We start from the raw sequence: 26,314 nt of genomic DNA on the forward strand, positions 1-26,314 counted from the left end.
GCTTTTAAGTGATTGACCGAGCGAAACAATGCTCGTACTATTCAAAACACACAAAGGCGGTAGGTAATTAAACCGACCACGAAACCGGGATGCGAAAGGAGGCCCGCATATGAATTGCTTACCAAGACGAATGCCGGGCTCCTGTTTGCGCCCGTCGGCGTGATCAGGAGACAGCGACTTACTTCTCTCTAATTAATTTACTTTTGTTCGATCAAGGAGATCATCATGAGCCAGTTCATCAACAACCCCGAGCACACCTTTGGTTTCGATACCCTGCAGCTTCACGTTGGCCAGGAGAGCGCCGATCCCGCATCCGACTCCCGCGCCGTGCCTATCTACCAGACCACGAGCTATGTGTTCCGCAACTCCCAGCACGCCGCCGACCGCTTTGGTCTTGCCGACGCCGGAAACATCTACGGCCGTCTGACCAACTCCACCCAGGGCGTCTTCGAGGATCGTATCGCCGCGCTCGAGGGTGGCGTGGCAGGTCTTGCCGTCGCCTCCGGTGCTGCTGCCATCACCTATACCCTGCAGGCCCTTGCCCAGGCCGGTGACCATGTGGTTGCCCAGAAGACTATCTACGGTGGCTCCTACAACTTGCTGGAGCATACGCTCTCCCAGTTTGGCGTCGAGACCACCTTCGTCGATGCCCATAACCTGGAAGAGGTCGAGGGGGCCATCAAGGACAACACCACGGTCATCTATCTCGAGACGCTCGGCAACCCCAACTCCGACATCCCCAATATCGACGCCATCTCCGAGATCGCCAAGAAGCACGGTTTACCGGTTGTCGTCGACAACACCTTCGGCACCCCGTATCTGTTCCGTCCGCTGGAGCATGGTGCCAACATCGTCGTCCACTCCGCAACCAAGTTCATCGGCGGCCACGGCACCTCGCTGGGCGGTGTGATCGTCGACGGCGGTAACTTCGATTGGAAGGCGAGCGGCAAGTATGCGCAGATCGCCGAGCCCAACCCCTCCTACCATGGCGTCTCGTTTGCCGAGGCTGCCGGTCCCGCCGCCTTCGCAACCTATGTCCGCGCCATCCTGCTGCGTGACGAGGGCGCCTGCATCAGCCCGTTCAACGCCTGGGTCCTGCTCCAGGGCACCGAGACTCTGTCGCTGCGCGTTGACCGTCATGTCGAGAACACCAAGAAGGTCGTTGAGTTCCTGGCTGGTGACAGCCATGTTGCCAAGGTGAATCACCCGAGCCTGCCTGAGCACCCCGATCACGAGCTCTATCAGAAGTACTTCCCCAACGGCGGTGCCTCGATCTTTACCTTTGAGATTAAGGGTGGCCAGGAGGCAGCTTGGAAGTTCATTGATCATCTGCAGGTGTTCTCGCTGCTCGCCAACGTGGCCGACGTCAAGTCGCTCGTCGTGCACCCGGCTACCACCACGCACTCCCAGCTGTCTGCCGAGGAGCTCGCCGAGCAGAACATCACGCCCTCCACGATCCGTCTTTCCATCGGTACCGAGAACGCCGAGGATATCATTTGGGATCTGAAGCAGGCTTTCGCCGCGCTGGACGAGTAAGGCGACTTGTGCAAGGACCCCTTGCGACTCGATAGGTATAACTGCATAAAATGCCTGCTCAAGGCACCTGTGCGAACAATAGTTGCACAGGCGCCTTTTTTGCATAGAGAGGGCGCAAAAACAGGGTTTTTGACACGCTTTATGCATTCGAGTTGTGGAAAACTCCTGTTGAGAGGATGTGAGTTTTACGCAATTGACGTGCGCCTTTTGAGTAAAACCGCAGGTCGCGATTTGCTCGGGGTACTATGCAGCGCGATCGAATCACACGCAGCTCAAACGCAGCAAAAACGCACTACGGAGGTTTCCAGCTACATGAGGATCGATTCACGAAAACCGAAAGCCGCCGCTCTTTCCGCCGCTCTGACCGTGGCACTTTTGGCGGGCGCCGGTGCAACTGATGCCCACGCCGCAACATTGTCCGATACGGTTGGATCTACGCCGTCCGAGACGACGCTGGTACAGCCCGTTGACTATCGCGGCGATGGTTATGGTTCCATGCAGGAGTGGAACGCCTCGATGGAGGCCAAACGCGATTCCCTGGAGATGCGCGCTCAGATCATCATGAATATGTATGGCGACTATGCCACCGATGACGAGCGCGCTGTGCTGCAGGGCTGTATCGACGGTGCGGGTAGCCTGTTGACGATGGGGGAGGTCGACGCCAAGTCGACCGAGCTCGATGAGCTGCGCACTGCGCTTGAGGATGCCAAGCGCGAAGCGCTCGAGGCTGCCGCCGAGGCGGAGGCTGCCGAGGCTTCGTACTACAACGCCGGTTACACTCCGTCCTACGCGTCTGCCGCGTCCTGCACGAACGGATCGGGCCTGACGCGCTCTGCGGGTGTCAATAACTACAACGGGCGCCGCGAGACCTATTACAGCAGCAATGTGCTTTATCACTATCGCACGGGCGAATGGACTCAGGATTCTGAGGGCTTCTGGCGCGATTCCGACGGCTATTACGTTGTTGCCGCGGGCGATATGGCCCAGGGCTCGACCTTTACGGGCTCCAAGGGTGATTGCAAGGTCTATGACTCCGGCTGCGCTGCCGGAACCACCGACTACTACACCGGTTGGTAATTTTTCTGCATCACGGATATTTGGCGGACGGGTGTCTTTACCGAGCTTTAGGGCAACGTAAGGACGTCCGTTCTATGTATGCGTTTGAGTTAACAGAGCCCTTACCGTGGCGGTACGCTGGGCGTATGGATGCGGGGCACACTGGTTCTTGAGAAATAAGGTCTTTCTCGTGGAGGAAGTGGTCTTGTGAACGCTCGAGATATCGCCGTTGCCGCCATTGCATTGACGCTTGGTTGCCTTGGTCCTACGGCCGCGCTCGTCGCAGGTGTGCAGGGGTTTTGTGGGGCTGCCTCTATTGTGGTCGGCGCGTTGATCGCGGCCGCGCTGCTGGGAAGTGCGGGCGTAGTCCTTTGTCGCGACGATGAGGACCAGGCGTCGGAGTCGCAGCTCTAACCGTTGTGAAGCTGATTTTTGGCCAAAGATGAAAAAGGAAGCCGCCGCGAGGGGAGTGCCCCTTGCGGCGGCTTTGCCATTGGATCTGTTGGCTGCAGTATGCCGAGCACTACCAGCTGCTTTCTATTTCGCGAATCCTCTGGTAGAGCCAATCGTTTTGCGTCACTTGGATATCGTGTTTGGCGGCCAGGCGGCAAATGGTGCCCGCGAACTCCTCGACTTCGGTTTTTCGTTGTGCGATGCGGTCCTGCGCCATCGAGGGCATACCGGCGGGGTCGATTCCCTCGATGAGGTGCACCATTTGCGTCAGGTCTGCCTCGGTCAGCTCAACGCCCTCGGCGTTGGCAACCGCAAGCGTCTCGCGCATGGCGGCGACAAAACAGCGGCGCTGCTCGGAGCCCGGCTCCGTGGCGCTTCCGTAGGTCCCGCCGTAAGCCATGCAGGTCTGGTTGATGCCGTCGTTGAGCATGAGTTTGGCCCACATGCGGTGCGCAATGTTGCTCTCGACGGTATGGGCGATGCCGCAACGCGTGTAGAGCTCGTCGATAGCGGCGACGGTCGCGGGGTCGGTGCCGGCGGCTGCACCAAAGCGGATCTCGCCCGCATTGGTAAAGGTGAGCGCGCCGTTGAGGAACACGGCGTCCATGCCCTGGCAGATGCCAAGAACGGTATGCTTCCAGCCAAAGCGTTCGGCAATCTTTTGCTCGCTCGTAATGCCGTTGCACAGCGAGGCGATGAGCGTGTTGGGTCCCACGACACGCTCCATAGTCTTGAGTGCTTGGTCGAGACCGGTGGTCTTGACCGTCAGGATGACCAGATCGGCGGGCGCTGCCTCGCTGGCGCGGACGGACGTGAGATCGCAAGGCTTTCCGTTGACGGTGAGCGCATCGCCCGCGTGACGCTCAAAACGGGCGTCATCCATAACGTATTCGACGGCGTCATTGCCGAGGGCCTTGGCAATCATGCTGCCGTAGAGCAGGCCGACGCCGCCCTTGCCGATAAAGGCAACCTTGTTGATCTGCATGTGAATCATCTCCCCATATTAAAGGCGCCCGCGTAAGGGGCGCCTGATGGATTGTATGCTGCCGGGGTGATTGATGGGTGCGCGGGGCGGCTGTTATAAAAAAGAAACGTTTGCCTGGACGTTACACTGCGGGGCAGACCGCAAAGACGCGGGCGGGGTATCCGACGCCATCGCGGACCTTGGGGAAGGTGCAGAAGATGACGGCGCTCGTGGCTGGAAGCTCGTTTAGATGGTCCATGACTTCGATCTGATAGCGGTCGACCGAGAGGATGTATTGCTCGCCGGGGTAGGGGTAGGCGTCCTCGCGTGTGGTCACGCTCGTCTCCTTTCATCGGGCTTTTTGCTGATGTTAAAGCGGTGCCGTGACGGCCTGATTTCTGCTGCGTTACGATACGTTCTCGATTGCGATTCCGATGTGTTTCGATGACGTGACGGGTTTGTTTCGCCTTGTCAAGGCTTCGATGGGAGGGGAGGGGCCGTGCAATATCGCGTTGACCCCAAAAGCGGCAACCGTATCTCGGCGTTGGGGCTGGGCTGCATGAGGTTTCCCGGTGCGCCGGGACGCCCGGATGCGAAGACTGCCGACGCCATCATCTCCCGTGCGGTGGAGCAGGGGATTAACTACCTGGACACGGCCTATCTCTATCCCGGCAACGAGGCTTGTGTGGGTGCGTCGCTTGAGCGCCTGGGCTTGCGCGACCAGGTTTTGCTCGCAACCAAGCTGCCGCATGCTTCGTGCAAATGCGCGGAGGATTTCGACCGGTTCTTCGACGAGCAACTGCGCCGCCTGCGGACCGACCATATCGACTATTACCTCATGCACAACATTACCTCGCCCGCCCAGTGGGAACGTGTGGTGGCGTTGGGCATCGAGGACTGGATCGCGCGTCAAAAGGCGGCGGGGCGCATTCGCCAGATTGGTTTTTCGTACCACGGCAGCGCGGCGGATTTCCTGACGATGCTCGATGCATATGAGTGGGACTTTTGCCAGATCCAGTACAATTACGCTGGAGAGCGATATCAGGCGGGAACAGCGGGGCTCATGGCCGCCGCCGAGCGAGGCCTCGCGGTGTTTGTGATGGAGCCACTGCTGGGCGGGCGTTTAGCGGGCAAGCTGCCGCCACGGGCCCGCGCTGTGCTCGATAGTGCCCGTGACCCGCATTTGCGCACTCCTGCCGCCTGGGGTCTTTCGTGGGTCTGGAATCATCCTCAGGTGACGATGCTGCTTTCGGGTATGACCGATATCGCGCAGGTGGATGAGAACGCGGTGTTGGCCGATCGGGCCCTGCCGGATTCGATGACTGCCAACCAGCTCGACACGATCGCGCACGTGCTGGATGAGTTTGAAAAATCGAATCGCGTGCCCTGCACGGGATGCGGCTACTGCATGCCATGTCCCAAGGGCATCAATATTCCCGGCTGCTTTGCCGCCTACAACGTGAGCTATGCGCACAGCTGGTTTACGGGTCTATCGCAGTACTTTACGGCGAGCGCGGTGCGCACAAGCGAGGCCAAGCTGGTGAGCAATTGCGTCAAATGCGGCAAATGCGCGCGCCACTGCCCACAGCATATCGATATCCCCGAGCGTCTCGATGACGTGCGCCGACGTTTCCAGCCTGGCCCCGTAACGGTCATGCTTAAAGTCTTCAGCAAAACTCGCTCCTCATGACCCTTTTATATCTTGTGATGGAATAGTCCCTGTTTGCGGCAGAATAGGGCGATAGCAGGAACTTTTTTGCCGCAACTGATGGGAGGCTATCGTGGGTGACCGAGGCTTACGCAATGATTCGCGTGAGGTCCGTTGGGGCATTTTGGGCGCTGGGCACATCTCTCATCGATTTGCTTCGTCGCTCAAGAAGGTCGACGGGGCACGGCTGGTGGCTGCGGCCGGCCGCACTCCTGCACATGTCGAGGAATTTTCCCGAGCGTTTTCGATCGATGCTGCGCATAGCCATGCCTCGGCCGATGATAACGGCGATGCGGCTTATGACGCGCTGATTGCCGACCCCGATGTCGACGCAATCTACTTGGCTCTTCCGCATGGCATGCATACGCGTTGGGCCTGTCGCGCGCTGCGCGCCGGAAAGGCCGTGCTGTGCGAAAAGCCGGCCGTTTTGAGTGAGGAAGAGGCTCTCTCGATTGCTTCCACCTCTCGCGAGCGCGGCGTGCTGTTTATGGAGGCGATGAAGAATCGGTTTTGCCCGATGCGCACTCGCGTGAAGGACTTGCTTGCGTCGGGTGAGCTTGGCCGTATTGTCTCGATTGAAAGCGTGCAAAAGCTCGATTACGGCGAGCCTCCTTCGGGCTATCTGCTTGATCCGTTGCAGGGCGGCTGTCTATATGATATGGGCTGCTATGCAGTCGGTTGGTTTGAGGATTTGCTCGCGGGCGCGTGCGAGGTTTCTTCCCGTGAAGTTCGCTGGCGTGACGTATCGGGCGGCCGCGTCGATTGGGCCGACGAGATCCATATGAGCGTCGGCGGTATACCCATTCATATGGTGTGCGACGGCAATGCAACATATGAAAGCCGCTTAACGATTGCCTGTGAGCGGGGCTCGTTGGAAATCGAGCGGCTCCATCGCCCCGAGCTCGCTCATGTGAAGTACTCCGACGGTCGAACGCTAGAAATAAATGCCCCGTTTGAGATCGATGATTTCTACGGCGAAATCCAGCATGCGACGCAGCTTATTCAGGTGGGGAAACTCGAGAGTCCCGTCATGCCCCTTGCCGCCACGCAGCGCTGTGCACACATCATCGATGCGATTCGCTTGAAACTTTAGGGCGTGGGGGCATGGCGCCAGCGCCTGGAATGCCTTGGAGGCCTTCGCCCCTGATGCCCCTTTTATAACTTGCGGTGGAATACGGTCTGTTTGCGCCAAAATAGGGCACCAATAGACCGTATTTCACCGCAACTGATGAGGGGGAGCTGGAGATGCTGACAATCGGATGTCATCTTTCGACGACGAAGGGCTATCGGGCAATGGGGGAGACGGCGTTGTCCATTGGTGCCAATACCTTTGCGTTCTTTACGCGCAACCCGCGCGGTGGCAAGGCAAAAGACCTTGACATGGATGATGTGGCGGCCCTGCGCGAGCTTATGGAGCAAAACGACTTTGGCCCGCTCGTGGCTCATGCCCCGTATACCTATAACCCCTGCTCCGCTAAGGAGCGAGCGCGCGAGTTTGCCCTGGAGGCCATGGCCGAGGATCTGCAGCGCATGGAAGCACTGCCCGGCAACTACTACAATTTTCATCCCGGTGCGCATGTAGGACAGGGGGCAGACGTCGGCATTCAGATGATTGTCGACACGCTGTGCCAGGTGATGTTTGAGGGCCAGCAGACGACGGTGCTGCTCGAGACCATGGCCGGCAAGGGTACCGAGGTGGGCCGCAGCTTTGAGGAGCTGGCGTGCATTATCGAGGGCGTTGCCGCCAAGTGCCCAGAGCTGTCCGATAAGCTGGGCGTTTGTTTGGACACCTGCCATGTGAGCGATGCCGGCTACGACATCATCCATGATCTGGACGGCGTACTCGACGAGTTCGACCGCGTGGTGGGTATCGATCGCTTGCATGCCGTACACATCAACGATTCGAAGAACCCTTGTGGCGCCCATAAAGATCGTCACGAGTGCATCGGCAAGGGATACCTTGGCAGCGAGGAATTTGGTGGCGGTATGCAGGTTATACAGAATATTGTATCGAATGGCCGTTTGCGTTCGCTGCCGTTTATTTTGGAGACTCCGAACGAACTTGCAGGTTATGCGGCTGAAATCAAACTGTTAAGGTCATTGCAGCAGTAAAGGCTGCCATAAACTGGAGTGCTACATTCACGTTATGGGTTTGTTTCAATCAGTTTTCTAATAGCAGATTCTTCCAAGCGGGTGCATAATAACCCTCAGTTTTTGCAGACCTCTGAATCACGTGGGGTCATTGGAAGGAGACTGATTATGAAGCTGAAGAAGCTTGGCGCATTTGCCGCCACGGGTGCTATGGCGCTCGCCCTCGCTCTGACGGGCTGCGGCTCGTCCAACGCCACCTCTGGTTCTGATGCCGGTTCCAGCAGCTCTGACGACGCTAAGGTCGAGAAGGTCGACGGCTCCAAGGAGTACGCGCTCGTCAAGGACGGTACGCTGACCGTCGGCACTTCTGCCGAGTACGCTCCGTTTGAGTACAAAGATGACAACGGCGATTATCAGGGCTTTGACCTTGAGCTCATCAAGGCTATCGGCGACAAGCTGGGCCTGGATGTCGAGTATGTCAACAATGACTTTGACACGCTGGTTCCGGGCGTCGCTTCGGGCGCCAAGTATGACGTTTCCATCGCGGCTATCACCGACACGCCCGAGCGTGAGAAGGAAGTCACTTTCTCCGATTCCTACTACATGGACGATCAGGCTATCGTGACCAAGGTCGATAACACCGACATCACGGCCGATAACTACAGCGAGAAGCTCAACAACGCCGATGCTACCATCATCGTCCAGTCTGGCTCGACCGCCGAGTCCTTTGCCCAGGAGAACTTCCCCAAGGCCAAGATTGTCCCCTACAAGGACGCCACCGAGTGCTTCAGCGCCCTGCAGTCCGATAAGGGCGACGCCGTAGTCACCAACCGCTCCGTTGCCAGCCAGCTGACCGCCGAGCAGTTCAACACCTGCCAGACCATTAAACAGATCAGCACCGGCGAGGAGTACGCCATCGCCATCAACCAGGGCAACACCAAGCTCAAGGACGACATCAACCAGGCCATCAAGGACCTGACCGACGACGGTACCGTTGACGCCCTCATGGCTAAGTACAACATCAAGTAAAATAGCTACTTGATTGCTCGCGGGCCCTTTCCGCTTTGGCGGAGAGGGCCTTTGCGCTTCTCTTGACGGAGAGCATTTCCGTCTCGTTTTGCCGGCAACTTCTACGATAGGAGCCACCTTGTCTCGACTGAACAAAGGGGCCGTGGAGCAGCGTTTTCCACTGCCCGCCTTGCTCCAAAAGCTAGTCTGCGTCATGGCCGTGGCGCTCGCGCTGGTGTGTGTGGGGGCATATGCGCCCACGACCGCCCAGGCGCTTGAGACCGCAAAGATTACCGCCCGACCCAACACCGGTTCGGGCAGCGCTGTGGTCGGCGGTACCGAGACGCGCATTACCTGGGAGGTCCAAGCCGATGCCGATGAGGAGCTGAGCGGTCTTTCGCTGACGTTTGTCGACGGCACGACGTTTGGTACCGATGACACGCGATTGACGATGCTCTCGGGCGAGGACCTCATGGATCGTACGCCCATGAAGCCCACGTGCAAGGCTGACGGCCAGACGCTCAAGATTGATTTTGGCGAGACGGCGCCTGCCGGCGGCTTTTTCCGTGTCGAGGTTTACGGCGTGACCTTCCCCGTCGAGGGCGGCGATGAGGCCTTTAGCGGCACCTACACTTTGGCCGATGGCTCGACCAAGAAGATCTCCAAGATTCCGTCGGTGGAGATCAAGGGTGTGACGGCCTTCGATAACTTCTTGGCCGATCTTAAGGAGCAGCCGTGGGTCGAGGCTTGGAACTCCAATATGTTCCTGCGCCTGTTCTTGAACCCGGTCATTTTGGTCCAAAGCCTGCCGATCGTCTTCAAGGGCTTCCTCATGTCGCTTTCGATCGTGCTTGTGGCGTTTCCGCTGGCAATTCCCTTCGGTTTCGCCCTATCGCTCATGCGCATTTCCAAGTCGCGCATCCTTCGTTGCCTTGCCGGCATCTATGTGAATATCATCCGTGGTACGCCGGCGTTCCTGCAGATCTATATCGCGTTCTTCGGTCTGCCGTTGGCCGGCGTCAAGGTGGACGACTATGTTTTGGGCGTTATCGTCATGGCCATGAACTCGTCTGCGTACCTGTGCGAGATCTTCCGTGCCGGTATTCAATCGATCCCCAAGGGCCAAAACGAGGCTGCTCGCTCTCTGGGCATGAATGCCTTCCAGACGCTGCTCTACGTTATGATTCCGCAGACGTTCCGCAATGTTTTGCCTACGCTGACCAGCGAGTTTATCTTGCTTTACAAGGATACGTCGCTGCTTGCCGCCGTGGGTGTGGTCGAAATCGTCATGAACGCCCGTACCATCGTGGCCACGACGGGCTCCATTACACCGTACGTGGTTGCCGCCCTGTTCTATCTGGTCATCACCCTGCCGCTCGCTCGCTTGGTGAGCGGTCTTGAGGCGAGGCTTTTGGGTACGACCGAGACCAAGAAGAAGCGTCCCGCCAAGAGCGCCGGACAGGTTGTCGCGACGCCTGCCGATCACATCGCCGGTCTGTAAGGAGGTCCTATCATGAGCGAAACCAATAACTCGAACGAGGTCGTCGTCAGCATTAAGAACCTCCAGAAGGCCTTTGGCGATAACGTGGTCCTGCGCGATATCGATCTGGATGTGCATAAGGGCGAGGTCGTCGTAGTTCTGGGTCCTTCGGGCTCGGGCAAGTCGACGATGCTTCGCTGCATCAATCGTCTGGAGCATCCTACGAGTGGTTCGATTGTCGTCGAGGGCGTGGATGTGTGCGCCAAGGGCGTTGACCTCAATAAGGTGCGTACGCACTTGGGCATGGTGTTTCAGCAGTTCAACCTGTTCCCGCACCTGTCGGTCAAAAAGAACGTCATGCTTGCGCAGCAAAAGGTGCTCAAGCGCAGCAAGGAAGAGGCCGAGAAGATCGCCGTCGAGGAGCTGACCAAGGTCGGTCTTGCCGAGCGTATCGACTTTATGCCGAGCCAGCTCTCGGGCGGCCAGCAGCAGCGCGTTGCCATCGCCCGCGCCCTGTCGATGAACCCTCACGTTATGCTCTTTGACGAGGCCACGTCGGCGCTCGATCCCGAGCTGGTTCGCGACGTTCTGGGTGTCATGCGCGACCTGGCACGCGATGGCATGACCATGATCGTCGTGACGCACGAGATGGGCTTTGCCCGCGACGTCGCCGACCGCGTCGTCTTTATGGACGGCGGCGTCATTGTGGAAGAGGGTACGCCGAGCGAGGTCTTCGACCACCCCAAGAGCGAGCGCACCAAGGCGTTCTTGGGCAATATCTCGTAGCCGGTTGATGTAACTGCCGTTATAAAAGAGCGGGGGCTGGACTTGAATCCAGCCCCCGCTCTTTTGTAGGGATAAGGATACGCTTTGATGCAGACTCTTTTGGAGGTCCTGGGTTCGTTACGCGAGCTCGGCTCCGAGGGCCTTGCAAGCGGTCTCGCCCTCATCGTCGGGCGCATCGTAGCAAATGACGGAATCGACGACATTGACGCCCGCCTCGTCGGCATCGGCCTTCCAGTTGTCCATCCACTCGCCCTCGGCCCACGAATAGGAGCCAAAGAGGACGACCTTCTTGTCGTCGAGAGTCTCCTTGACCTCATCCCACATCGGCTGGAACTCATCGTACTCGAGTTCCTCGGAGCCCATGGCTGGGCAGCCGAAGGCAATGGCGTCATAGCTGGCGGTCTTGTCTGCGGAGAAGTCGGCGCAGGAAATGACCTCTGTCTCGGCGCCGGCACCGGTTGCGCCCTCGGCAACGAAGTTTGCCATGGCCTCGGTGTTGCCTGTACCGCTCCAGTAGACGACGGCGATCTTGCTCATATGTTTTCCTTTCGGTTGTGCGGCGTGCGGCCGCGTTTTGTATGCTCTATCGGGTTGCCTGGACAAGTTGCGCCAAGCTGCAGCCCTGCTGATAGATAAAGGTGAGGTGTTGGGTGCAGGCACGGTACGCATCAAACGTCGCAAGCGCCTGCTCGGCATTCGTATAGACCTTCCAGGCTCCAAAGATCTTGTAGTTCTCGCCACGTTGGGCGATGAACTCGTGCACGTCGTCGTAGGGATATCCCAGGAAGTAGCCAATTTCGTGTGGAAACTCGCAGGTGCAGCCGTTGTCGTAGCGCGCTTGATGGTCCAATGCGCATCGGGTTTGGCCGCATGCGCATTCCGCGGCGTTATTGCTTGCGAGCGTGATGCGCGATGCCAGGTGCACAAGACATGCCGAGAGGTTGCCGGTGTCGTAGCCCTCCTTGGCGAGTGCCGTTTTGGCGCGCGGGTCAGCAAGGTGAGTGGCGAGGCTATTGGGCCGATATGCGTATACGAGCGCCCCGCAGGGGCGCCAGACCAAAACGCTCAGATGGATGCCGAGCGAGTTAAGCTCGCGGTTGCACTGGGCGATAACGTTGAGCAGGCGTGCTCGGCGTTCTGCGATTGACGCGGTCGCGTCCGAACCATCCTGATGGGCGTAGACGCCGGGATAGGTAAAGAGCGATGCCGGCTTGATGCCCGCAAGCGTGGGAGAGCAGTTGCGAACGACCGCCGCCTGAAACGTTGGAATGTCTATAGTTCGAGTCATGACGCCATTGCCGTCCTTTCCTGTTAGCCTAGGAAAACTTATACACGAAAGTAAGCCTAGGTCAACTAAAAAGTTTGAAGAGGGAAACTAATTGACTGAACTGACATGAGTTTGGAGTAAGATGGGACACCCCACGGGGGTATCTCTGAAATGGACCGTAAGGAAGGGGAGCGTATGAGCGACTTGCTCAACCCAGCAAATATCATCGTGCTGGGCGTGATTGCCATTGGTATGTTCTTTGGGCTGCGCCGTATTGCGGCGTCGACGCATGGGAAGAGTTGCTGCAGTGATGGCGCAAGCGGAAAGAAAGCCAAGAGGGTTGTGGTGGCAGACACCGACGAGTCCCACTACCCCTATCGTGAGGAGTTGCTTATCGGCGGCATGAGCTGCGACGGCTGCGCTCGGAATGTGACGAATGCCCTCAATGCGCTGGACGGCGTGTGGGCAACGGTAACGTACGCTGACCACACAGCACGCGTACGCTCGAAGCTCCCGGTTGATCGCGACACACTCGAGACGGCGGTGAGGGGCGCGGGCTATTACGTTATGAAAATGTAGGCGTTGCCCTCTCCGGTGGATACCGGCCTCCTGCTCATTGTGACTATCGGCATCCAAAAATTTGCGTAAAAAATAACCCTTAGATGCGGCAAAAGTGGAGTTTGGTGACGGTTTGCGCGGAATTCGCTACCAATCGAGCATCTATTAACACGTCCAAAAAATTATAGGTGTATATTTAATTATAGGTGTATATTTATATGCTGATTATTGCCGTGCTCAGATTGCAATTAACCGTGGGCAGAAACGAAGAATGCTAAAGCTGGGCTTTAGGACAGGGGAGGTTATAGCCTTATGAGACGAGTGGGAGCACTTGGCTTGGTGGCAGCGCTTGCCGCTATCTTGGTATCGCCGCTGCCGGCGCATGCCGAAGACGCTTCGGGTGCCGTTACCTACAATGCGGGAAATGGGTATTCCTTTGAAAAGCTCTCGCATCCTACGGTAGGAACGTCGCAGCCGGATGGCATCGTCGACTACCAGGGTGGCGGTGCCGTTGCCGTTCCGGGCGCCGATGGTAATACGGCCAACAACGAAGGCGATCGCGGCCAGAGCTACACTTGGGCGGCTGCGAGCTATGGTGACTGGCTTTATGTGGGCACCTGCTATGCGGCGATGGGCAACACGCTGACGCTCATGAACGGCACGCTGGGCGATTCCTTTGATGCCGAGACCATGCGCCTGACGCTGGAGGCCATGTTTAACGGCACCTTCTTCTATGGACAGCAGAAGGAGGACGGCACGGCCGACAAGGACAGCGGCGGCATCTTGGTCAAGATCAATACCAAGACCGGTGAGACCAAGCTGCTGCTCTCTGAATCGCTCAACGGCGTCGCTCCTTTGTTCCGCAATGCCGTGAGCTATAAGGGTAAGCTCTATTTCTGCGGCAGCGTCAGGACCAATGGCGGCAAAGGCGGCCTGCCTGCTGTATACGAGATCGATCCTAAGACGGATGAGTACAAAGTTGTCTATCAGGGCCTTTCGAGTATGCAGGATTACGGTGCTGCCTACAAGCAGGGCATTTCTACCGGTATCCGCGGCATGTGCGTCCATGATGGCCAGCTCGTCATCAGTAATGTGGGTAAAGACGCGAACGGTAATTTTGTGTCGACAATCCTGACGTCGTCTGACCCCTCGAAGGGCCAGGACAGCTTCACCGAGATTGCCAACTCGGAGACACTGTTTGGCTATCCGGCGATTCGCTATAAGGACAGCATCTACGGCGGCGCCATTTGGGATATGGTCTCGTACAATGGCCATCTCTATGCGACCATCTGCACCGGTACGCCCGAGAACGCTCCCGATGATAATTCCATGCAGTCGTTTGCCATGGTCCGTGGCGACAAGAATGCCGACGGCAGCTATTCGTGGACTCCCATTGTCGGCGATCAGAAGACGGACGGTGCAAAGTACTGCTTTGGCATCGATCCTGCCCGTACCCGTTCTGGCGCTGCCAATCTCATCGTCTACAACGACTACCTCTATATCGGTGAATACAACGACGAGGAGATTGCCCTCGAGCGCATCCTGTTCAACAAATCCAACACCGAAGAGGGCGGCAAGAGCAGCATGGGTGGCGTTGACTGCTCGTTTGTGAATGCCAATCTTGAGCAGTCGGTTAACATCTATCGCATGGACAAGGACGAGAACATGGAGCTCGTCGTTGGCGATCGCACCGACATGTTCCCCGAGGGCGGTATTTCCGGCCTGACTTCGGGCTTTGGCCGAAACGAGAACCAGTACATTTGGCGCATGCAGAAGTTCGACGGCAAGCTGTATATCGGTACCTTTGATACCGCGAGCCTGCTTGAGCCGATCGGCCAGTTCTCCAATGGCGACATTATCGATATGACGCCCGAGGAGTGGGACTCTCAGGTTCAGCGCCTTAGGGACCTGCTCGATCACCTGCTCGACAAGAAATCGCCTGACGACCCCATCGTTCCCGTGAACACGCTTGCGGACGATGATTCAAACGAGGCCGTCGAGGTCGATGATTCGAACGAAGCTGCCGAGGTCGATGATTCAAACGAGACCGTCGATGTCGATGACGAGAAGACCGAGGTTGCTAAGGGCTTTGGCGATCTGAGCGATGCGCTGGAGGATGCCGCGGGCGGTCTTTGCGATCAGGCCGCGACGATGTCCCAGGACTTTGAGGACGATGCCGCTTATGTCCAGAAGATCGATGGCGAGATCGCGTACTTCAAGTCCTTTGCCGACCAGTATCAGGACATGCTCGATAGCTATGAGAGCCTTAAGCAGCAGTACGAGGATGCCTATGGCACCGAGCTGCCGAGCGATATTCAGGATGCGCTCGATAAGCTGCTGAGCGAGGAGAACCTCAAGAAGTTGCAGAGTGTCCTTACGTGCATGTGTTACCTGCGCGATGCCGAGCGCGGCTTTGATATGTATGTGACCGAGGACGGCGTGAACTTTACGACGCTGACGACTAATGGCTTTAACGATCCGTATAACCATGGTCTGCGCACCTTTGCGGTGACCAACCAGGGTCTGTGCCTTGGTACCGCCAACCCGTTCTATGGTTGCCAGGTCTGGATCCAGCGCAAGGAGAATTCGGAGAATCCGGTTGATCCCGGTACTCCGGATCCGACGGAACCCACCGATCCTTCGCAGCCGGGTGGCGGCGATCAGCCTGGCGGCAGCCAGACGGGTGGCAACGACCAGTCGAGCAGCACCACGACCACCGCCACGACGACCGCTAAGAAGACTCCGAAGGACGGCTCGCTGCCTCGCGCTGGCGACTCGACCCTCACGCTGGTCTTGGGATTGCTGGTTGCAGCTGCCGCAGTGCTTGGCATTGCTCTCGTCTTGCGCAAGCGTTCTCGTCGCTAGACTCGACCACGCAGCTCGATGCCTTGGATATCGTCGAAGTTGATGGCGATATCCCTGAGTTTGAGCAGCTTGAATGCGGGTAATACTTCGTCGAGAATGCCCGTGCGGCTACGATAGCCGTACATATCGTAATAGGTGACGCGCACCAGGTCGCCGCGTTTGAGGCCCTCGAGCTTTTTCGAAAGTTCGAGGGCTTTTTCTTCTGTGAGTTCGCATTTTGGCTCGGCGGTGATCTCTTGTTTACGCACGAGCTCGTAGTATCCCGTGAGGGCGGCAAAGGGCATAAACTGCGCGGCACGGCCGGCACGGACGGTGCCGTTGGCGGTGAGCTTTGGGTCGGCGGAGCGACGTCTTCCCTCGGGGTCCGCTAGGCGTTCAAAAGGTGTCGGTGGCCGCATCGGCTGTTGTTGGGACTTAGGCACGATGTCCTCCAACTTGTTCGTTGCGTTCGCGCGCGGTGGCGCCGGCGGTAAAGCTTAATCCCTTGACGAGCGCGTTCTTGCCGTACTTGCCTTTCACGGCCAGGACGGCGCGCGCCAGGTCGCGCTCGCGCTCATCGGCCTCGATATCGCTGAACAGATCGATGGTGGCAAATTCCTCGGGCATGAGGTTGCCAAATCCCAGGTTGATGCGCTTGACCGGTCGTTTGGGATCGACAGTCTGCGCCCAGAGCTCATCGAAATAGCCCATGATCTTCTTAAACGAATTGGTACGCTCGGGCAGCTTTCGCGAGGCGTTAGAGTGCGCAAAGAGTGCGGCATAGCCACCGCGCGGTTTGCCGCCATGCTCTCCCACAAAGATGCCATCGATTGCCTGCGCTTCGCGCACCAGGCGACGCCGTTCGTCATCGCGCTGGACGGGCTTGGGCGCACGGGGCGCGAGCTCGGGGCCGGCGGTTGCGGTGGGTTCGATACTCGATGTGCTCGAGCGCAGGTGCCCGCATCCGTCCACATACTGCGCTGTACCGCTGGCGTCGAGGCGGCGTATGTCGGCGCGTTCGCTCGCGTAGCCCACAAAGAGCGAGATGCTGTCGCAGACCACGTGCTTATCGACCAAGTCTAAAACGGCGTTGTCGACCATCTCGCGCAAGACGGTATAGGCCTGTTCGTAGGCATAGCCCTTCGAGAGCACCTGTCCTGTGGTGGTCGAAGTTGCCTGCGGGCGATAGGCTTGGATATCGGCGATGGTTGTCGGCTCGCGTCCGAAGGCGTGATCGATAAGATATTCGGCATTGACGCCGAGCTCGTCGTAGAGCAGGTTTTCGTCAAGGGCGGCGACGCCCATCAGGTCGTAGACGCCATACTTTTCGAGTCGGCCTGCCACGCCGGGGCCGATGCCCCAGATGTCGGTGATGGGGCGATGGGGCCAGATCTCCTTGCGAAAGGTCTCGTCGTCGAGTATGCCGATGCGGCTGGGTACGTGCTTGGCGGTAATGTCGAGCGCTACCTTGGCCTGGAATAGGTTGGGGCCGATGCCGACCGTCGCCGTGATGCCGGTGCGCGCGAGGACCTCGTCGCGCAGCGTGCAGGCGAACCCTTCCGCATCGGTGTGATAGAGGTCCAGATAGGGCGTCACGTCGATAAAGCACTCATCGATGGAGTAGACGTGCACGTCCTGGGGGCTGACGTATTCCAGATAGATACCGTAGATTTTCGCCGACACCTCCATGTAATGCTGCATGCGCGGTACGGCCGTGATGTAGTCGATGCCATCGGGAATTTCGAACAGACGGCAGCGATTGTGTATCCCGAGGTCCTTCATGGCCTGTGTGATGGCGAGGCAGATGGTCGTGCGTCCGCGTGATTCGTCGGCAACGACCAGGTTGGTGGTGAGTGGATCGAGCCCGCGGTCCACGCACTCGACGCTGGCATAAAACGTCTTGAGGTCGATGCAGATGTAGGTGTGCTGCTCGTGCGCCACGCGTCCTCCCATCAAACACATGTTCTTATCGAATACCTGTTCGATAATACCCGCTCGACCAGACACCGTCAAAACCTGTCCCTTTTTGGCGGGTATGGTCGTGCGGCTGCATCGGGTTTTTAACGCAGCCCTAAAGAGCGCGAAACAGCTCGGAAAAGCTCGCTTCGTAGCATGAGCCTAACGATCGATACCGCCTATACGCACGGAAGGGTTGTGGAAAAGATGGTCAATTATGGGTTTGGTATGCCGACGCGCCTTGTTGCGGATGGAGACGTGGCTCGCTGGTGCGGACGATTGGTCGCTCACTACGGTGGCACCAAGGCGCTGGTCGTGTTGGGCGGTGACAAACATACGCACGATGAGCTCGTCTCGGCGGCGCTCGGCTCGCTTGATCGAGCTCTGCTCGAACGCGTGCTTTTTCGCTGCGGCTTGGTCGGGGGCGACGGGGGAGACGATTTGGTCGATGAGGCCGTAGCCCTGGCGACCGACGAAGGCGTGGACTTTGTCCTGGCGATTGGCGATGCCGATACTGCCGGCTTTGCGCGCGAGCTCGCGCGTCGCATGGCGGCGCTCGATGCCGGCGAAGACGGCTTTGTGCCTTATGGATGCATTGTCTCGGAGGGCAAGGTGCCTGCTGTCGTGGGCACCGGCGAGGTTCCCGTTTTTGCCATTATCGCGCCCGAACTGCTGGAGGGCATCGGGTCTCCTTTGCGTGAGTTGCTCGGTAGCGTCTGCGCTGCGGCCTAATATCTGCCAGGAAGGGACAGGTTAATTTTGGTAGGTAAAGCGTTTGACCTGCCAAAATTAACCTGTCCCTTTTTGGTCGGTCGCCGTTTAGGGGCGGATTGGCAACGCTCGCTGATTACGGTCTTGACCTGCGCTAGAATAGGGTCATCTGATTATCCGGGCGCATGGAGGTATGCGCCCGTATGTTGAGGAGGACTTTATGGCAACTGTTGCCGCACCTATCGACGCTACGTCGACCGCCGCTTGGAAGGCGCTCGAGGCCCATCAGGAGAAGCTCGAGGCCGAGGGTATCGACCTTAAGGCATGGTTCGCTGCCGATGCGGAGCGCGTGAACAAGCTGAGCTTTGACGCCGGTGACCTGCACTTCGACCTGTCCAAGAACCTGGTGACCGATGAGACCGTCAAGCTGCTGTGCGATCTTGCCCGCGAGGTGAAGCTCGAGGAGCGCCGCGACGCCATGTTCTCCGGCGAGCACATCAACACCACCGAGGACCGCGCCGTCCTGCACACCGCGCTTCGTCGCCCGGCAAGCGAGAAGGGCCAGCTCATTGTCGACGGCCAGGACGTCGTCGCCGACGTGCACGAGGTCCTCGACCGCATGTATGCCTTCGCCGAGCGCGTGCGCTCCGGTGAGTGGAAGGGCGTTACCGGCAAGAAGATCGAGCACCTGGTGTCCATCGGCATCGGCGGCTCCGATCTGGGCCCGGTCATGGCTTACGAGGCTCTGCGTCCCTATGCTGACGCCGGTATCGACTGCCGCTACATCTCCAACATCGACCCCAACGACCAGGCCGAGAAGCTTAAGGGTTTGGACCCCGAGACCACGCTCGTGATCATCGTCTCCAAGACCTTCACCACGCTCGAGACCCTCACCAACGCTCGCGAGGTCAAGACCTGGATGCTCGAGCAGCTCAAGGCTCAGGGCGCCATCGACGGCTCCGATGAGCAGAACGCCGAGGCCGTGGCAAAGCACTTCGTCGCCGTTTCCACCGCACTCGAGAAGGTCGAGGCCTTCGGTATCGACCCCGCCAACGCCTTCGGTTTCTGGAACTGGGTTGGCGGCCGCTATTCCGTTGACTCCGCCGTGGGCCTGTCGCTGATCGTCGTGCTCGGCCCCGAGCGCTTCCAGCAGTTCCTCGAAGGCTTCCACGCCATCGACGAGTACTTCTGCAACACCCCGCTCGAGAACAACGCCGTCGCGCTGATGGGCCTGCTCAATGTCTGGTACGTCAACTTCTTCGGTTCCAAGAGCCACGCCGTGCTTCCGTACTGCCAGTATCTGCACCGCTTCCCGGCCTACCTGCAGCAGCTCACCATGGAGTCCAACGGCAAGCACGTCCGCTGGGACGGCAGCGCTGTGACCTCCGATACCGGTGAGATCTTCTGGGGCGAGCCCGGCACCAACGGCCAGCATGCCTTCTATCAGCTGCTGCACCAGGGCACTGTGGTGGTCCCGGCCGACTTTATCGCTTTCGCCAACACTGCCAACCCTGCGACCGACAGCGGCCAGGATGTCCACGAGCTGTTCCTGGGCAACTTCCTGGCCCAGACCAAGGCGCTCGCCTTTGGTAAGACGGCCGACGAGGTTCGTGCCGAGGGCACGCCCGAGCAGATCGTCCCGGCTCGCTGCTTTGAGGGTAACCGTCCGACGACCTCGATCTTTGGCGACACGCTGACCCCGTTCGCACTCGGCGAGCTCATCGCACTGTACGAGCACATCACGTTTGTCGAGGGCACGGTCTGGGGCATCGACTCCTACGACCAGTGGGGCGTTGAGCTGGGCAAGCAGCTTGCCAAGCAGATCACCCCTGCCTTCCACGACGATGCCGCCAAGGCCGAGCAGGACGCTTCGACCCAGGCGCTCATCGAGTTCTATCGCGCGCATCGCAAGTAGTCGCTGCTGTTAACGCATCGCGCCTTATAGTCAGGGGCCCGTATCCTATCGGATGCGGGCCCCTTTGCTTTGCCGTGGTCCCGGGGCGCACGGCCTTTGTGGAGCATCGCCGGGGCGTCGCGCGCTGCGAGAACCCTGCGCCTAGATCTCGGCCTCCGCATGGCCTCGCTGCGCCTCGGGCAGCTCCCCGTAGAGCGGATGGTCTTCGAGCCTAAAGCGCTCGACCTGTTCGGGAGTGCGACCGCGTACAAAGAGCCACGAGCGATCGATCGGCGTCGCCATGAGCGTGCTGGGCAGCGCGTCGGCGCGGTCGGAAAACACCCGGGCACTCTCGGGATCCTGGAACGCCAGCACCAGATGCGTGTCACAGTTGCCCATGATGGAGCGTGCGCGTGCCTCGCCATAGAGCGCATCGAGCTGGTTGGTCGACTGCAGCAGCAGCGTTGCCCAGATGTTGCGGCTTCGGATAATCGAGAGCACGTTGTCCATCTGGGGGATCTGCAGATTTGCGAAGTCATCGAGCATAAAGCGCACGGGCACGGGCAGGCTGCCGTCGGGCTGCCTATCGGCCTCACGAATGAGGCCCATAAACGCCTGCGAAATAAAGAGGCCGGTCAGCGGATCGAGATTGCGGTCAATATCGCTCACGGTTACAAACAGGGCGCAGGGGGTGTGTCCCATGGAAGCGAAGTCCACCTGATGGCACTCACGATAGAGCTGTGCCGCACCGTCGAATCCCAGACACATGACCTTTTCGGCAAGGATGCCGACGATGCTCGCGTGCATGCGCTCGGCATTTTGCGTAATGGCGTAGCGCCGCCATAGCGAGAGGGCATAGCTTTGGGGGTCGGTCGTGATCAGGTCGTCAAACAATCGACCCGTGGCACCGTCCTGCAGGTGCTCGATCAGCTTGATGACCGAGCTGATCGTCTGCTCGTCGGCGGGTAGCTGTTCGGTGACGTAGGCGATAAGACACGACAGCAGGTTTGCCGCCGCATGATCCCAAAAAGGCTGGTTGTTGTCCTCGATGGGGCAGATGGCCTTTGCCACCGAGAGGATGTCCTGCTGGTTGGGCCTGCCGTCCGCCTTGCGGCGAATGTGCCTCAGGGGGTTGTAGCCGCAGCGCTCGATGCCGGGCGCAAGGGCCGGGACGGTGTTGAGGTCGGCGAAGTTGAGACATTGCACGCGGTAGCCGTGGGCTGCCAGCACGGGTCCCACTTCGCGACAGAGCGTGCCTTTGGTGTCGAGCACGATGTAGCTTGCGTTCATTTGCAGCAGGTTGGGCTTGAGGACGTTTCGGGTCTTGCCGGCTCCCGAGGGGCCGATCACAAGTGCGTTGTTGTTGAGTCCCGTTTGGCGGGTGTCGCAGGAAAGCGTTCGATCCTTGGCGAGGATGGTGGACGATGCGGACTCAGATGCGGCGAGGCGGCTGGTGAGGTTAGACATGGGCGACCTCCTTGGTGGTCGAGAGGATTTCGTGGGCAAAGCCGAGCTCGACGGCGCGCTCGGCCGAAAGGTAGGTGTCTTTTGCAGTGAGGGACTGGATGCGCTTGGGCGTGAGGCCGCTGCGGTCCGAGAGGATTTGCGTGAGGGTCTTGCGGGTCTGCATAAGACGCCGGCTGGTTTCCTGCAGCGCAAGTGCCGAGCCGCCTGCCCCCTGGGGGATCAGCGGGTCGTGAATCATGAGCTCTGCATGGGGCGCCATACGGCGATTGTCGCCGCCCATAAAGATCACGGCGCCCATGGACGCGGCGAATTCCAGGCAGACGGTGCGGATGGGGCACGATGCGAGGCGCATGGCGTCATAGATCGCAAGACCCGATCGCACGCTTCCGCCAGCGCTGGCGACAAATATGGTGATGGGGCGGCTGGGGTCGGTGGCATCTAGCAGGCGGATCTGCTGGCATAGGTCGTGGGCCATCGGGGTTTCGATGTTTCCCATGACGGAGAGCTCGCGACGGGCGAGCATCTCATCGTAAATGCTGGTGAGCGTGATACCTCGGGCGGATTCACGCATGGTGAGGGGGCTGATGATGGGGGAATGATTGGTGTCCATGAGGACTCCTTTCTGTTGGTTGTGTTGTGGAATAGGATTGTTGCCCGCGGAGGGGCTGGCGGGCTACAGGGTTCGTCCAAGCCTGAGATCGAGCTCGGTTGTGGGACAGGCTGCCTGTTCGTGCGGCTCGCAAGCGCCGAGGGCTCCAAAGCGATGGAGCGTTGCGGCGGGCGTGGTGTAGGCGAGCCGCAGCTGATGCTCGACAGGGGCACATCCGTCATTTTTGTAATGAGCCGCGTAGTACTGCGCGATGCTGGCGTTCATCTCGTTGCCATTGCGATGGCGCTCAAACTGGCGTCTGCAGGTCTCGATGATCTTTGCTACCGACTTGGGTGCCGTCGCGGGAACAAGGGCGAGATAGCCCTCAAATAGCTCGTTGATGCTCAGGAGGCACAGCAGGTCGATCAGCGTCCTTATGGCCGCTCCCTCGGCGGAAAAGTGCGCGGTCATGCGGTTATATCGGTTGCGGTCGACGATGGCCGCATGGGGTCTTGGAGTTTTCTGCCCCGTGGTCCCGGGCTTTTGCCGCGCCTGTGTATTGAGCTCGACGTTGCAGCGCTTGAGGCCGTCCAACGGAAGGAACAGTGCGGTGCGCAGGGTGTTCCGCTTGCTTTCGAGTTCATGACGCTCGTCGGGTTCCCATTCGAGCTTGAGTTTCGTGTCGAGCGCCGTAAGCATATGGGCTAGGCAGCCTACGGTAAGGACGCACGAATCGTTGTCGCGTTTTGGGGCATAGGGGTCTGTCAGCTTGCGAATGTCGGGGTCGCCCATGATCTTTGTGCAACGCTTCAGCAGTTGAGGGTGGTCGGCCAAGATCGTCGCGAGCGGTAGCGACGCGTAGTTCTTGATGGTCGCGGCGGCAAAGGCGGCGTCATATTCGTTTGCATATGCTCGCTCAATGCGGGCATCCAGAATGCTTTTCTTATCGCCGTCTTCAGCGTGGTGGTTTGTCATAGCTTCTCCAATCGGTTGATGTTCGTGCTGTTTGTTGATGTGTTGGTTGTCGTGAGTGATGTGCTTGCCGTGGGTGATGTGCTGACGTTGGGGTGCTATGCGGTTTTCAATGAGCCCGTGAGGCAGTTGCTGCAGGGGCGGGATGGAACGGCCCATGCAAGGCGGAAGGCATCGTGCTCAAAATCGAGACAGCAATGCCCTGGGTGCCTCACATGTGGCAGTTACCTCATTAAGTTGTCATTGCGTTTGGGGTTGTACTTTGCCGATCTTCCTTCTCTTACACGCTAAAACTCAAACTTCATATGCTCGATCTACTTAAAACCGCAACGGCGGTCTTTTTTCAACTTATATGTCGGAACGCGTCTTTGCAAGTACTTTTTTGCCTTTGTTTCAAATGGGGTGGTTTTGCAACCGTCATATGTGCGCTGTGCGAACGTGCCCCGGCTCGGATAAGATAGTGCGCGATAAAAACGATGCAAGGAGGCACATATGGCAATTAAAGCCATCGCAATGGATATCGACGGTACGCTCACCAACGACCAAAAGGTCATTAGCCCGCGTACGCGCGAGAAGCTGCTCGCGGCGCAGGAGTCGGGCATTAAGCTCATCTTGGCTTCGGGTCGTCCCGCATGGGGTCTTCACGCCCTGGCCCAGGAGCTCGACCTTCAGAGTCATGATGGTTTGCTGGTGGCCTTTAACGGCGCTCACGTCGTCGATGCCCAGACCGACGAAGTGCTGTTCGATCAGGCTATGCCTGCCGACGAATTGCATCGCCTGATTGATCACCTGCGTAATTTTGACGTGATCCCTATGATTTCGCTCGGTCGCGATCTGCACGTTGAGGACTCGTACCATTGCATGATCACGCTGCCTGACGGCTCGCAGAAAAACATCGTCAAGTATGAGCGCGACGCGTGCGATCTTAAGATTCGCGAGGTGGAGAGCCTGCATGAGGTCGCTGATGCTTATCCCGTGGACAAGCTGCTGACGGCGGGCGATCCGGCCTACCTGCAGGCGCATTACGAGGAGATGTATGCGCCCTTTAAGCAGACGCTTTCGGGCATGTTTACGGCCGACTGGTACTTTGAGTACACGGCGCCCGGTATTGACAAAGCCCGTGCGCTCGAGGGTGCCCTGCCCAAGCTCGGCATCGATGCCAGCGAGGTTGTATCGTTTGGCGACGGCCAGAACGACAAGTCCATGATTGAATGGGCCGGCACCGGTGTTGCCATGGGCAACGCCGTCGATGAGGTTAAGACTGTAGCCCAGATGGTGACCGCCAATAACAACGAAGACGGTATTGCGGTGGCGCTGGATAAGCTGCTGGGTTAGAATCGCCGATAATGCATGGTTCGGGCGTCCGCTTGCGGGCGCCCTTTTGTTAGGGAGGGTGCCGTGTCCGCATTTCCGTTCGACGCCGTTATCTTTGACATGGACGGTGTCATTGTCGATACCGAGTATTACTACCTGGGCGAGACCGCAGCTTTTGCCAAGGAGCTTGGGCTTAGCCTGACTCAAGAGGAGTTGAATGGGCAGGTCGGTACCTCGCATCAGTTCTTCCTGCATATGCTGGTCGATTGGTTTGAGCGCGCCGGTAAGGGGCATTTCACTGGCGAGGAAGCGTTGGCCCGTTGGGACGAGTGGGCGCATGAGCGTCCGCGCGACTATCAGGCTTTGATTAACCCAGGCGCCGTGGATACGATTCGAGAGCTGCCGCGCCGTGGCGTTCGCGTGGCGCTTGCCAGCTCGTCTCCCATGGATAGCATCGAGGAAGTGCTCAATGCGTGCGGGCTGTCGGATGCCTTTGAGTATGTGGTGAGCGGCGAGCAGTTTAAGGAGAGCAAGCCCGAGCCCGACATCTACCTGCATGCGCTGGACCTGCTGGGGCTGCCCGCGAATCGCTGCTGCTGCGTCGAGGATTCGGTGCCTGGCATCACTGCCGGCAAGCGAGCCGGCCTGACAGTCATTGCCAAGCGCGAGGAGCGCTTTGGCTTTAGCCAGGATGCCGCGGACAAGATTATCGACCAGCTGCCGGAGCTGCTCGCGCTTTCTTAGGAGTGAGGTAGTTGCGCGTTTTTCGGGTCTGATGAGTAAATACCCGACATTTTGGTGCGGCAGCAAGCATACTTTATGCTAATGCGGGCTTAAGGACTTGCTGAATGCCCTTAAGCCCGTTTTAGACTTAATTGTGCTGGGAGAGGGTATATGCCACCGACTGAAGGGCTAACTGATGGTAAAGCAGCGATACCGCTGTACCAACAGGTTATTGATATCATTAAAAACGAAATCAACTCCGGTGCCTACAAGGCGGGCGCGCGGATACCCAACGAATTCGAATTGGCTGAGAGCTATAAAGTTGGCCGCGTTACCGTGCGACGCGCTATTGAGGAGCTCGTCCAGCAGGGCTATCTAACGAAGCGGCAGGGGAAAGGCACGTTTGTCAATGCCCCCAAGCTTAAGCGCAAGATTCGCCAGAAGGATGACGTCCAGAGTTTTTCGGACGCATGCCGCGTTAACGGAATGGAGCCGGGGGCGTGCGTCATTTCGAGAAAGATACTGCCGGCAGATTCTACCGAAGCGCAGTTCTTTGGTGTTCCCGTTGGAACTGATTTGATTTGCGTTGAGCGTGTACGTACTGCCGATGGAGTCCCCGTCATGCTCGAGAACAACATATACGTTTACGAGGACAACGCCTATCTATCAACGGCACCTCTATCTAACCAATCCATTTTTGAGTTCGTGCGCAACCGGACGGGCCGCACGCCCGCGTTTACCGACCCGTGCACGCTCGAGATCGCGTGCGCGTCGCCCGAGGTCGCTCGGCTGTTGGCAGTTCCCGTTGGCGAACCCTTGTTTTATATGGAAGCCTTCTTTTTCGATGAGCAGCGACGGCCGTTTATCATCGGTCGTCAGCGGATCGTTGGGTCTCGCTACGTTTTTGACATCTAGGACATTGCGAATGGAAGCGCCC

Annotated in this window: 25 protein-coding genes; 16 read left to right on the forward strand and 9 right to left on the reverse strand. The window is 58.6% G+C overall.

What is annotated here, in order from left to right:
- Nucleotides 1-225: 225 nt before the first annotated feature.
- From AAAX35_RS06855 to AAAX35_RS06865, 3 genes are all read left to right on the forward strand, one after another.
- Nucleotides 226-1,536 carry an O-acetylhomoserine aminocarboxypropyltransferase/cysteine synthase family protein gene (locus AAAX35_RS06855; RefSeq protein WP_055251414.1) on the forward strand — a complete coding sequence of 437 codons (1,311 nt, stop codon included), beginning with the start codon at nucleotides 226-228 and terminating at the stop codon, nucleotides 1,534-1,536.
- Between the two features lie 312 nt (nucleotides 1,537-1,848).
- On the forward strand, nucleotides 1,849-2,613 hold the full coding sequence (locus AAAX35_RS06860; protein ID WP_195568303.1) for a hypothetical protein: 765 nt from the start codon (nucleotides 1,849-1,851) through the stop codon (nucleotides 2,611-2,613).
- A 186-nt stretch (nucleotides 2,614-2,799) separates the two neighbouring features.
- Nucleotides 2,800-3,006 carry a hypothetical protein gene (locus tag AAAX35_RS06865; protein ID WP_349117157.1) on the forward strand — a complete coding sequence of 69 codons (207 nt, stop codon included), beginning with the start codon at nucleotides 2,800-2,802 and terminating at the stop codon, nucleotides 3,004-3,006.
- Nucleotides 3,007-3,115: 109 nt separating this feature from the next.
- Here AAAX35_RS06865 and AAAX35_RS06870 read toward each other — a convergent pair whose 3' ends face one another.
- Both AAAX35_RS06870 and AAAX35_RS06875 read right to left on the reverse strand, forming a co-directional pair.
- The gene (locus tag AAAX35_RS06870) at nucleotides 3,116-4,030 is read right to left on the reverse strand and encodes a ketopantoate reductase family protein (RefSeq protein WP_349117158.1); all 915 of its coding nucleotides are present in this window, start codon (nucleotides 4,028-4,030) and stop codon (nucleotides 3,116-3,118) included.
- A gap of 121 nt (nucleotides 4,031-4,151) precedes the next feature.
- Nucleotides 4,152-4,346: a hypothetical protein gene (locus tag AAAX35_RS06875; RefSeq protein WP_195232116.1), complete on the reverse strand. Its 195-nt coding sequence runs from the start codon at nucleotides 4,344-4,346 to the stop codon at nucleotides 4,152-4,154.
- A 162-nt stretch (nucleotides 4,347-4,508) separates the two neighbouring features.
- On the opposite strand from AAAX35_RS06875, the gene AAAX35_RS06880 reads away from it, so the two are divergent.
- From AAAX35_RS06880 to AAAX35_RS06905, 6 genes are all read left to right on the forward strand, one after another.
- Nucleotides 4,509-5,699: an aldo/keto reductase gene (locus tag AAAX35_RS06880; protein ID WP_349117159.1), complete on the forward strand. Its 1,191-nt coding sequence runs from the start codon at nucleotides 4,509-4,511 to the stop codon at nucleotides 5,697-5,699.
- A 91-nt stretch (nucleotides 5,700-5,790) separates the two neighbouring features.
- Nucleotides 5,791-6,810 (forward strand): Gfo/Idh/MocA family oxidoreductase, encoded by a 1,020-nt coding sequence (locus AAAX35_RS06885; protein ID WP_349117160.1) that lies wholly within the window; start codon nucleotides 5,791-5,793, stop codon nucleotides 6,808-6,810.
- Nucleotides 6,811-6,962: 152 nt separating this feature from the next.
- Complete coding sequence (locus AAAX35_RS06890; RefSeq protein WP_349117161.1) at nucleotides 6,963-7,829, forward strand: deoxyribonuclease IV; 867 nt, start codon at nucleotides 6,963-6,965, stop codon at nucleotides 7,827-7,829.
- A gap of 147 nt (nucleotides 7,830-7,976) precedes the next feature.
- Nucleotides 7,977-8,837 carry an ABC transporter substrate-binding protein gene (locus AAAX35_RS06895; protein ID WP_035138867.1) on the forward strand — a complete coding sequence of 287 codons (861 nt, stop codon included), beginning with the start codon at nucleotides 7,977-7,979 and terminating at the stop codon, nucleotides 8,835-8,837.
- Between the two features lie 118 nt (nucleotides 8,838-8,955).
- The gene (locus AAAX35_RS06900) at nucleotides 8,956-10,317 is read left to right on the forward strand and encodes an ABC transporter permease subunit (RefSeq protein WP_349117162.1); all 1,362 of its coding nucleotides are present in this window, start codon (nucleotides 8,956-8,958) and stop codon (nucleotides 10,315-10,317) included.
- 12 nt (nucleotides 10,318-10,329) lie between these two features.
- Nucleotides 10,330-11,082: an amino acid ABC transporter ATP-binding protein gene (locus tag AAAX35_RS06905; RefSeq protein WP_055251428.1), complete on the forward strand. Its 753-nt coding sequence runs from the start codon at nucleotides 10,330-10,332 to the stop codon at nucleotides 11,080-11,082.
- Nucleotides 11,083-11,199: 117 nt separating this feature from the next.
- Here AAAX35_RS06905 and AAAX35_RS06910 read toward each other — a convergent pair whose 3' ends face one another.
- A complete protein-coding gene (locus AAAX35_RS06910; protein ID WP_349117163.1) occupies nucleotides 11,200-11,619 on the reverse strand; it encodes a flavodoxin in 420 nt (139 codons plus the stop codon).
- Between the two features lie 46 nt (nucleotides 11,620-11,665).
- On the reverse strand, nucleotides 11,666-12,370 hold the full coding sequence (locus AAAX35_RS06915) for a DUF3793 family protein (protein ID WP_349117164.1): 705 nt from the start codon (nucleotides 12,368-12,370) through the stop codon (nucleotides 11,666-11,668).
- 174 nt (nucleotides 12,371-12,544) lie between these two features.
- Here AAAX35_RS06915 and AAAX35_RS06920 point away from each other — a divergent pair, with 174 nt between their 5' ends.
- Complete coding sequence (locus tag AAAX35_RS06920) at nucleotides 12,545-12,928, forward strand: cation transporter (protein ID WP_349117165.1); 384 nt, start codon at nucleotides 12,545-12,547, stop codon at nucleotides 12,926-12,928.
- A gap of 291 nt (nucleotides 12,929-13,219) precedes the next feature.
- On the forward strand, nucleotides 13,220-15,772 hold the full coding sequence (locus tag AAAX35_RS06925) for a hypothetical protein (RefSeq protein WP_349117166.1): 2,553 nt from the start codon (nucleotides 13,220-13,222) through the stop codon (nucleotides 15,770-15,772).
- Here AAAX35_RS06925 and AAAX35_RS06930 read toward each other — a convergent pair.
- Nucleotides 15,769-16,194: a hypothetical protein gene (locus AAAX35_RS06930; protein ID WP_349117167.1), complete on the reverse strand. Its 426-nt coding sequence runs from the start codon at nucleotides 16,192-16,194 to the stop codon at nucleotides 15,769-15,771. The genes AAAX35_RS06925 and AAAX35_RS06930 overlap by 4 nt on opposite strands.
- Nucleotides 16,187-17,713 (reverse strand): DNA repair protein, encoded by a 1,527-nt coding sequence (locus AAAX35_RS06935; protein WP_349117200.1) that lies wholly within the window; start codon nucleotides 17,711-17,713, stop codon nucleotides 16,187-16,189. The genes AAAX35_RS06930 and AAAX35_RS06935 overlap by 8 nt, the downstream gene beginning before the upstream one ends.
- 201 nt (nucleotides 17,714-17,914) lie before the next feature.
- On the opposite strand from AAAX35_RS06935, the gene AAAX35_RS06940 reads away from it, so the two are divergent.
- Together AAAX35_RS06940 and pgi are read left to right on the forward strand one after the other, a co-directional pair.
- The gene (locus AAAX35_RS06940) at nucleotides 17,915-18,439 is read left to right on the forward strand and encodes an iron-containing alcohol dehydrogenase (protein WP_158558624.1); all 525 of its coding nucleotides are present in this window, start codon (nucleotides 17,915-17,917) and stop codon (nucleotides 18,437-18,439) included.
- Nucleotides 18,440-18,638: 199 nt separating this feature from the next.
- Nucleotides 18,639-20,333, forward strand: a complete 1,695-nt coding sequence (gene pgi, locus AAAX35_RS06945) for a glucose-6-phosphate isomerase (RefSeq protein WP_117564424.1) — start codon at nucleotides 18,639-18,641, stop codon at nucleotides 20,331-20,333.
- A gap of 141 nt (nucleotides 20,334-20,474) precedes the next feature.
- On the opposite strand, the gene AAAX35_RS06950 is transcribed toward pgi, so the two are convergent.
- The 3 genes from AAAX35_RS06950 to AAAX35_RS06960 all read right to left on the reverse strand — a co-directional run bounded on the left by AAAX35_RS06950 (nucleotide 20,475) and on the right by AAAX35_RS06960 (nucleotide 23,343).
- Nucleotides 20,475-21,779 (reverse strand): VirD4-like conjugal transfer protein, CD1115 family, encoded by a 1,305-nt coding sequence (locus AAAX35_RS06950; RefSeq protein ID WP_349117168.1) that lies wholly within the window; start codon nucleotides 21,777-21,779, stop codon nucleotides 20,475-20,477.
- Nucleotides 21,772-22,389, reverse strand: coding sequence for an ATP-dependent Clp protease proteolytic subunit (locus tag AAAX35_RS06955; protein ID WP_195239148.1), 618 nt, complete (start codon nucleotides 22,387-22,389; stop codon nucleotides 21,772-21,774). Before AAAX35_RS06955 ends, AAAX35_RS06950 begins: the two co-directional genes overlap by 8 nt.
- Nucleotides 22,390-22,452: 63 nt before the next feature.
- Nucleotides 22,453-23,343: a hypothetical protein gene (locus AAAX35_RS06960; protein WP_349117169.1), complete on the reverse strand. Its 891-nt coding sequence runs from the start codon at nucleotides 23,341-23,343 to the stop codon at nucleotides 22,453-22,455.
- Nucleotides 23,344-23,832: 489 nt separating this feature from the next.
- On the opposite strand from AAAX35_RS06960, the gene AAAX35_RS06965 reads away from it, so the two are divergent.
- From AAAX35_RS06965 to AAAX35_RS06975, 3 genes are all read left to right on the forward strand, one after another.
- Nucleotides 23,833-24,675, forward strand: coding sequence for a Cof-type HAD-IIB family hydrolase (locus AAAX35_RS06965; RefSeq protein WP_349117170.1), 843 nt, complete (start codon nucleotides 23,833-23,835; stop codon nucleotides 24,673-24,675).
- Between the two features lie 63 nt (nucleotides 24,676-24,738).
- On the forward strand, nucleotides 24,739-25,398 hold the full coding sequence (locus AAAX35_RS06970; RefSeq protein WP_349117171.1) for an HAD family phosphatase: 660 nt from the start codon (nucleotides 24,739-24,741) through the stop codon (nucleotides 25,396-25,398).
- A 150-nt stretch (nucleotides 25,399-25,548) separates the two neighbouring features.
- Complete coding sequence (locus AAAX35_RS06975) at nucleotides 25,549-26,292, forward strand: GntR family transcriptional regulator (RefSeq protein ID WP_035138851.1); 744 nt, start codon at nucleotides 25,549-25,551, stop codon at nucleotides 26,290-26,292.
- The last annotated feature ends 22 nt before the right edge of the window (nucleotides 26,293-26,314 follow it).

The organism is Collinsella sp. CLA-ER-H11, assembly GCF_040092445.1.
Lineage (GTDB): Bacteria > Actinomycetota > Coriobacteriia > Coriobacteriales > Coriobacteriaceae > Collinsella.

Bases quoted from the DNA above. Each gene is read 5' to 3' on its own strand.
- AAAX35_RS06975 (WP_035138851.1), top strand. From the start codon at position 25,549: ATGCCACCGACTGAAGGGCTAACTGATGGTAAAGCAGCGATACCGCTG.
- AAAX35_RS06940 (WP_158558624.1), top strand. From the start codon at position 17,915: ATGGTCAATTATGGGTTTGGTATGCCGACGCGCCTTGTTGCGGATGGA.
- AAAX35_RS06920 (WP_349117165.1), top strand. From the start codon at position 12,545: ATGAGCGACTTGCTCAACCCAGCAAATATCATCGTGCTGGGCGTGATT.
- AAAX35_RS06950 (WP_349117168.1), bottom strand. From the start codon at position 21,779: ATGTCTAACCTCACCAGCCGCCTCGCCGCATCTGAGTCCGCATCGTCC.
- pgi (WP_117564424.1), top strand. From the start codon at position 18,639: ATGGCAACTGTTGCCGCACCTATCGACGCTACGTCGACCGCCGCTTGG.
- AAAX35_RS06955 (WP_195239148.1), bottom strand. From the start codon at position 22,389: ATGGACACCAATCATTCCCCCATCATCAGCCCCCTCACCATGCGTGAA.
- AAAX35_RS06915 (WP_349117164.1), bottom strand. From the start codon at position 12,370: ATGACTCGAACTATAGACATTCCAACGTTTCAGGCGGCGGTCGTTCGC.
- AAAX35_RS06855 (WP_055251414.1), top strand. From the start codon at position 226: ATGAGCCAGTTCATCAACAACCCCGAGCACACCTTTGGTTTCGATACC.
- AAAX35_RS06925 (WP_349117166.1), top strand. From the start codon at position 13,220: ATGAGACGAGTGGGAGCACTTGGCTTGGTGGCAGCGCTTGCCGCTATC.
- AAAX35_RS06935 (WP_349117200.1), bottom strand. From the start codon at position 17,713: ATGTGTTTGATGGGAGGACGCGTGGCGCACGAGCAGCACACCTACATC.
- AAAX35_RS06905 (WP_055251428.1), top strand. From the start codon at position 10,330: ATGAGCGAAACCAATAACTCGAACGAGGTCGTCGTCAGCATTAAGAAC.
- AAAX35_RS06870 (WP_349117158.1), bottom strand. From the start codon at position 4,030: ATGCAGATCAACAAGGTTGCCTTTATCGGCAAGGGCGGCGTCGGCCTG.
- AAAX35_RS06965 (WP_349117170.1), top strand. From the start codon at position 23,833: ATGGCAATTAAAGCCATCGCAATGGATATCGACGGTACGCTCACCAAC.
- AAAX35_RS06895 (WP_035138867.1), top strand. From the start codon at position 7,977: ATGAAGCTGAAGAAGCTTGGCGCATTTGCCGCCACGGGTGCTATGGCG.
- AAAX35_RS06860 (WP_195568303.1), top strand. From the start codon at position 1,849: ATGAGGATCGATTCACGAAAACCGAAAGCCGCCGCTCTTTCCGCCGCT.
- AAAX35_RS06960 (WP_349117169.1), bottom strand. From the start codon at position 23,343: ATGACAAACCACCACGCTGAAGACGGCGATAAGAAAAGCATTCTGGAT.
- AAAX35_RS06890 (WP_349117161.1), top strand. From the start codon at position 6,963: ATGCTGACAATCGGATGTCATCTTTCGACGACGAAGGGCTATCGGGCA.
- AAAX35_RS06910 (WP_349117163.1), bottom strand. From the start codon at position 11,619: ATGAGCAAGATCGCCGTCGTCTACTGGAGCGGTACAGGCAACACCGAG.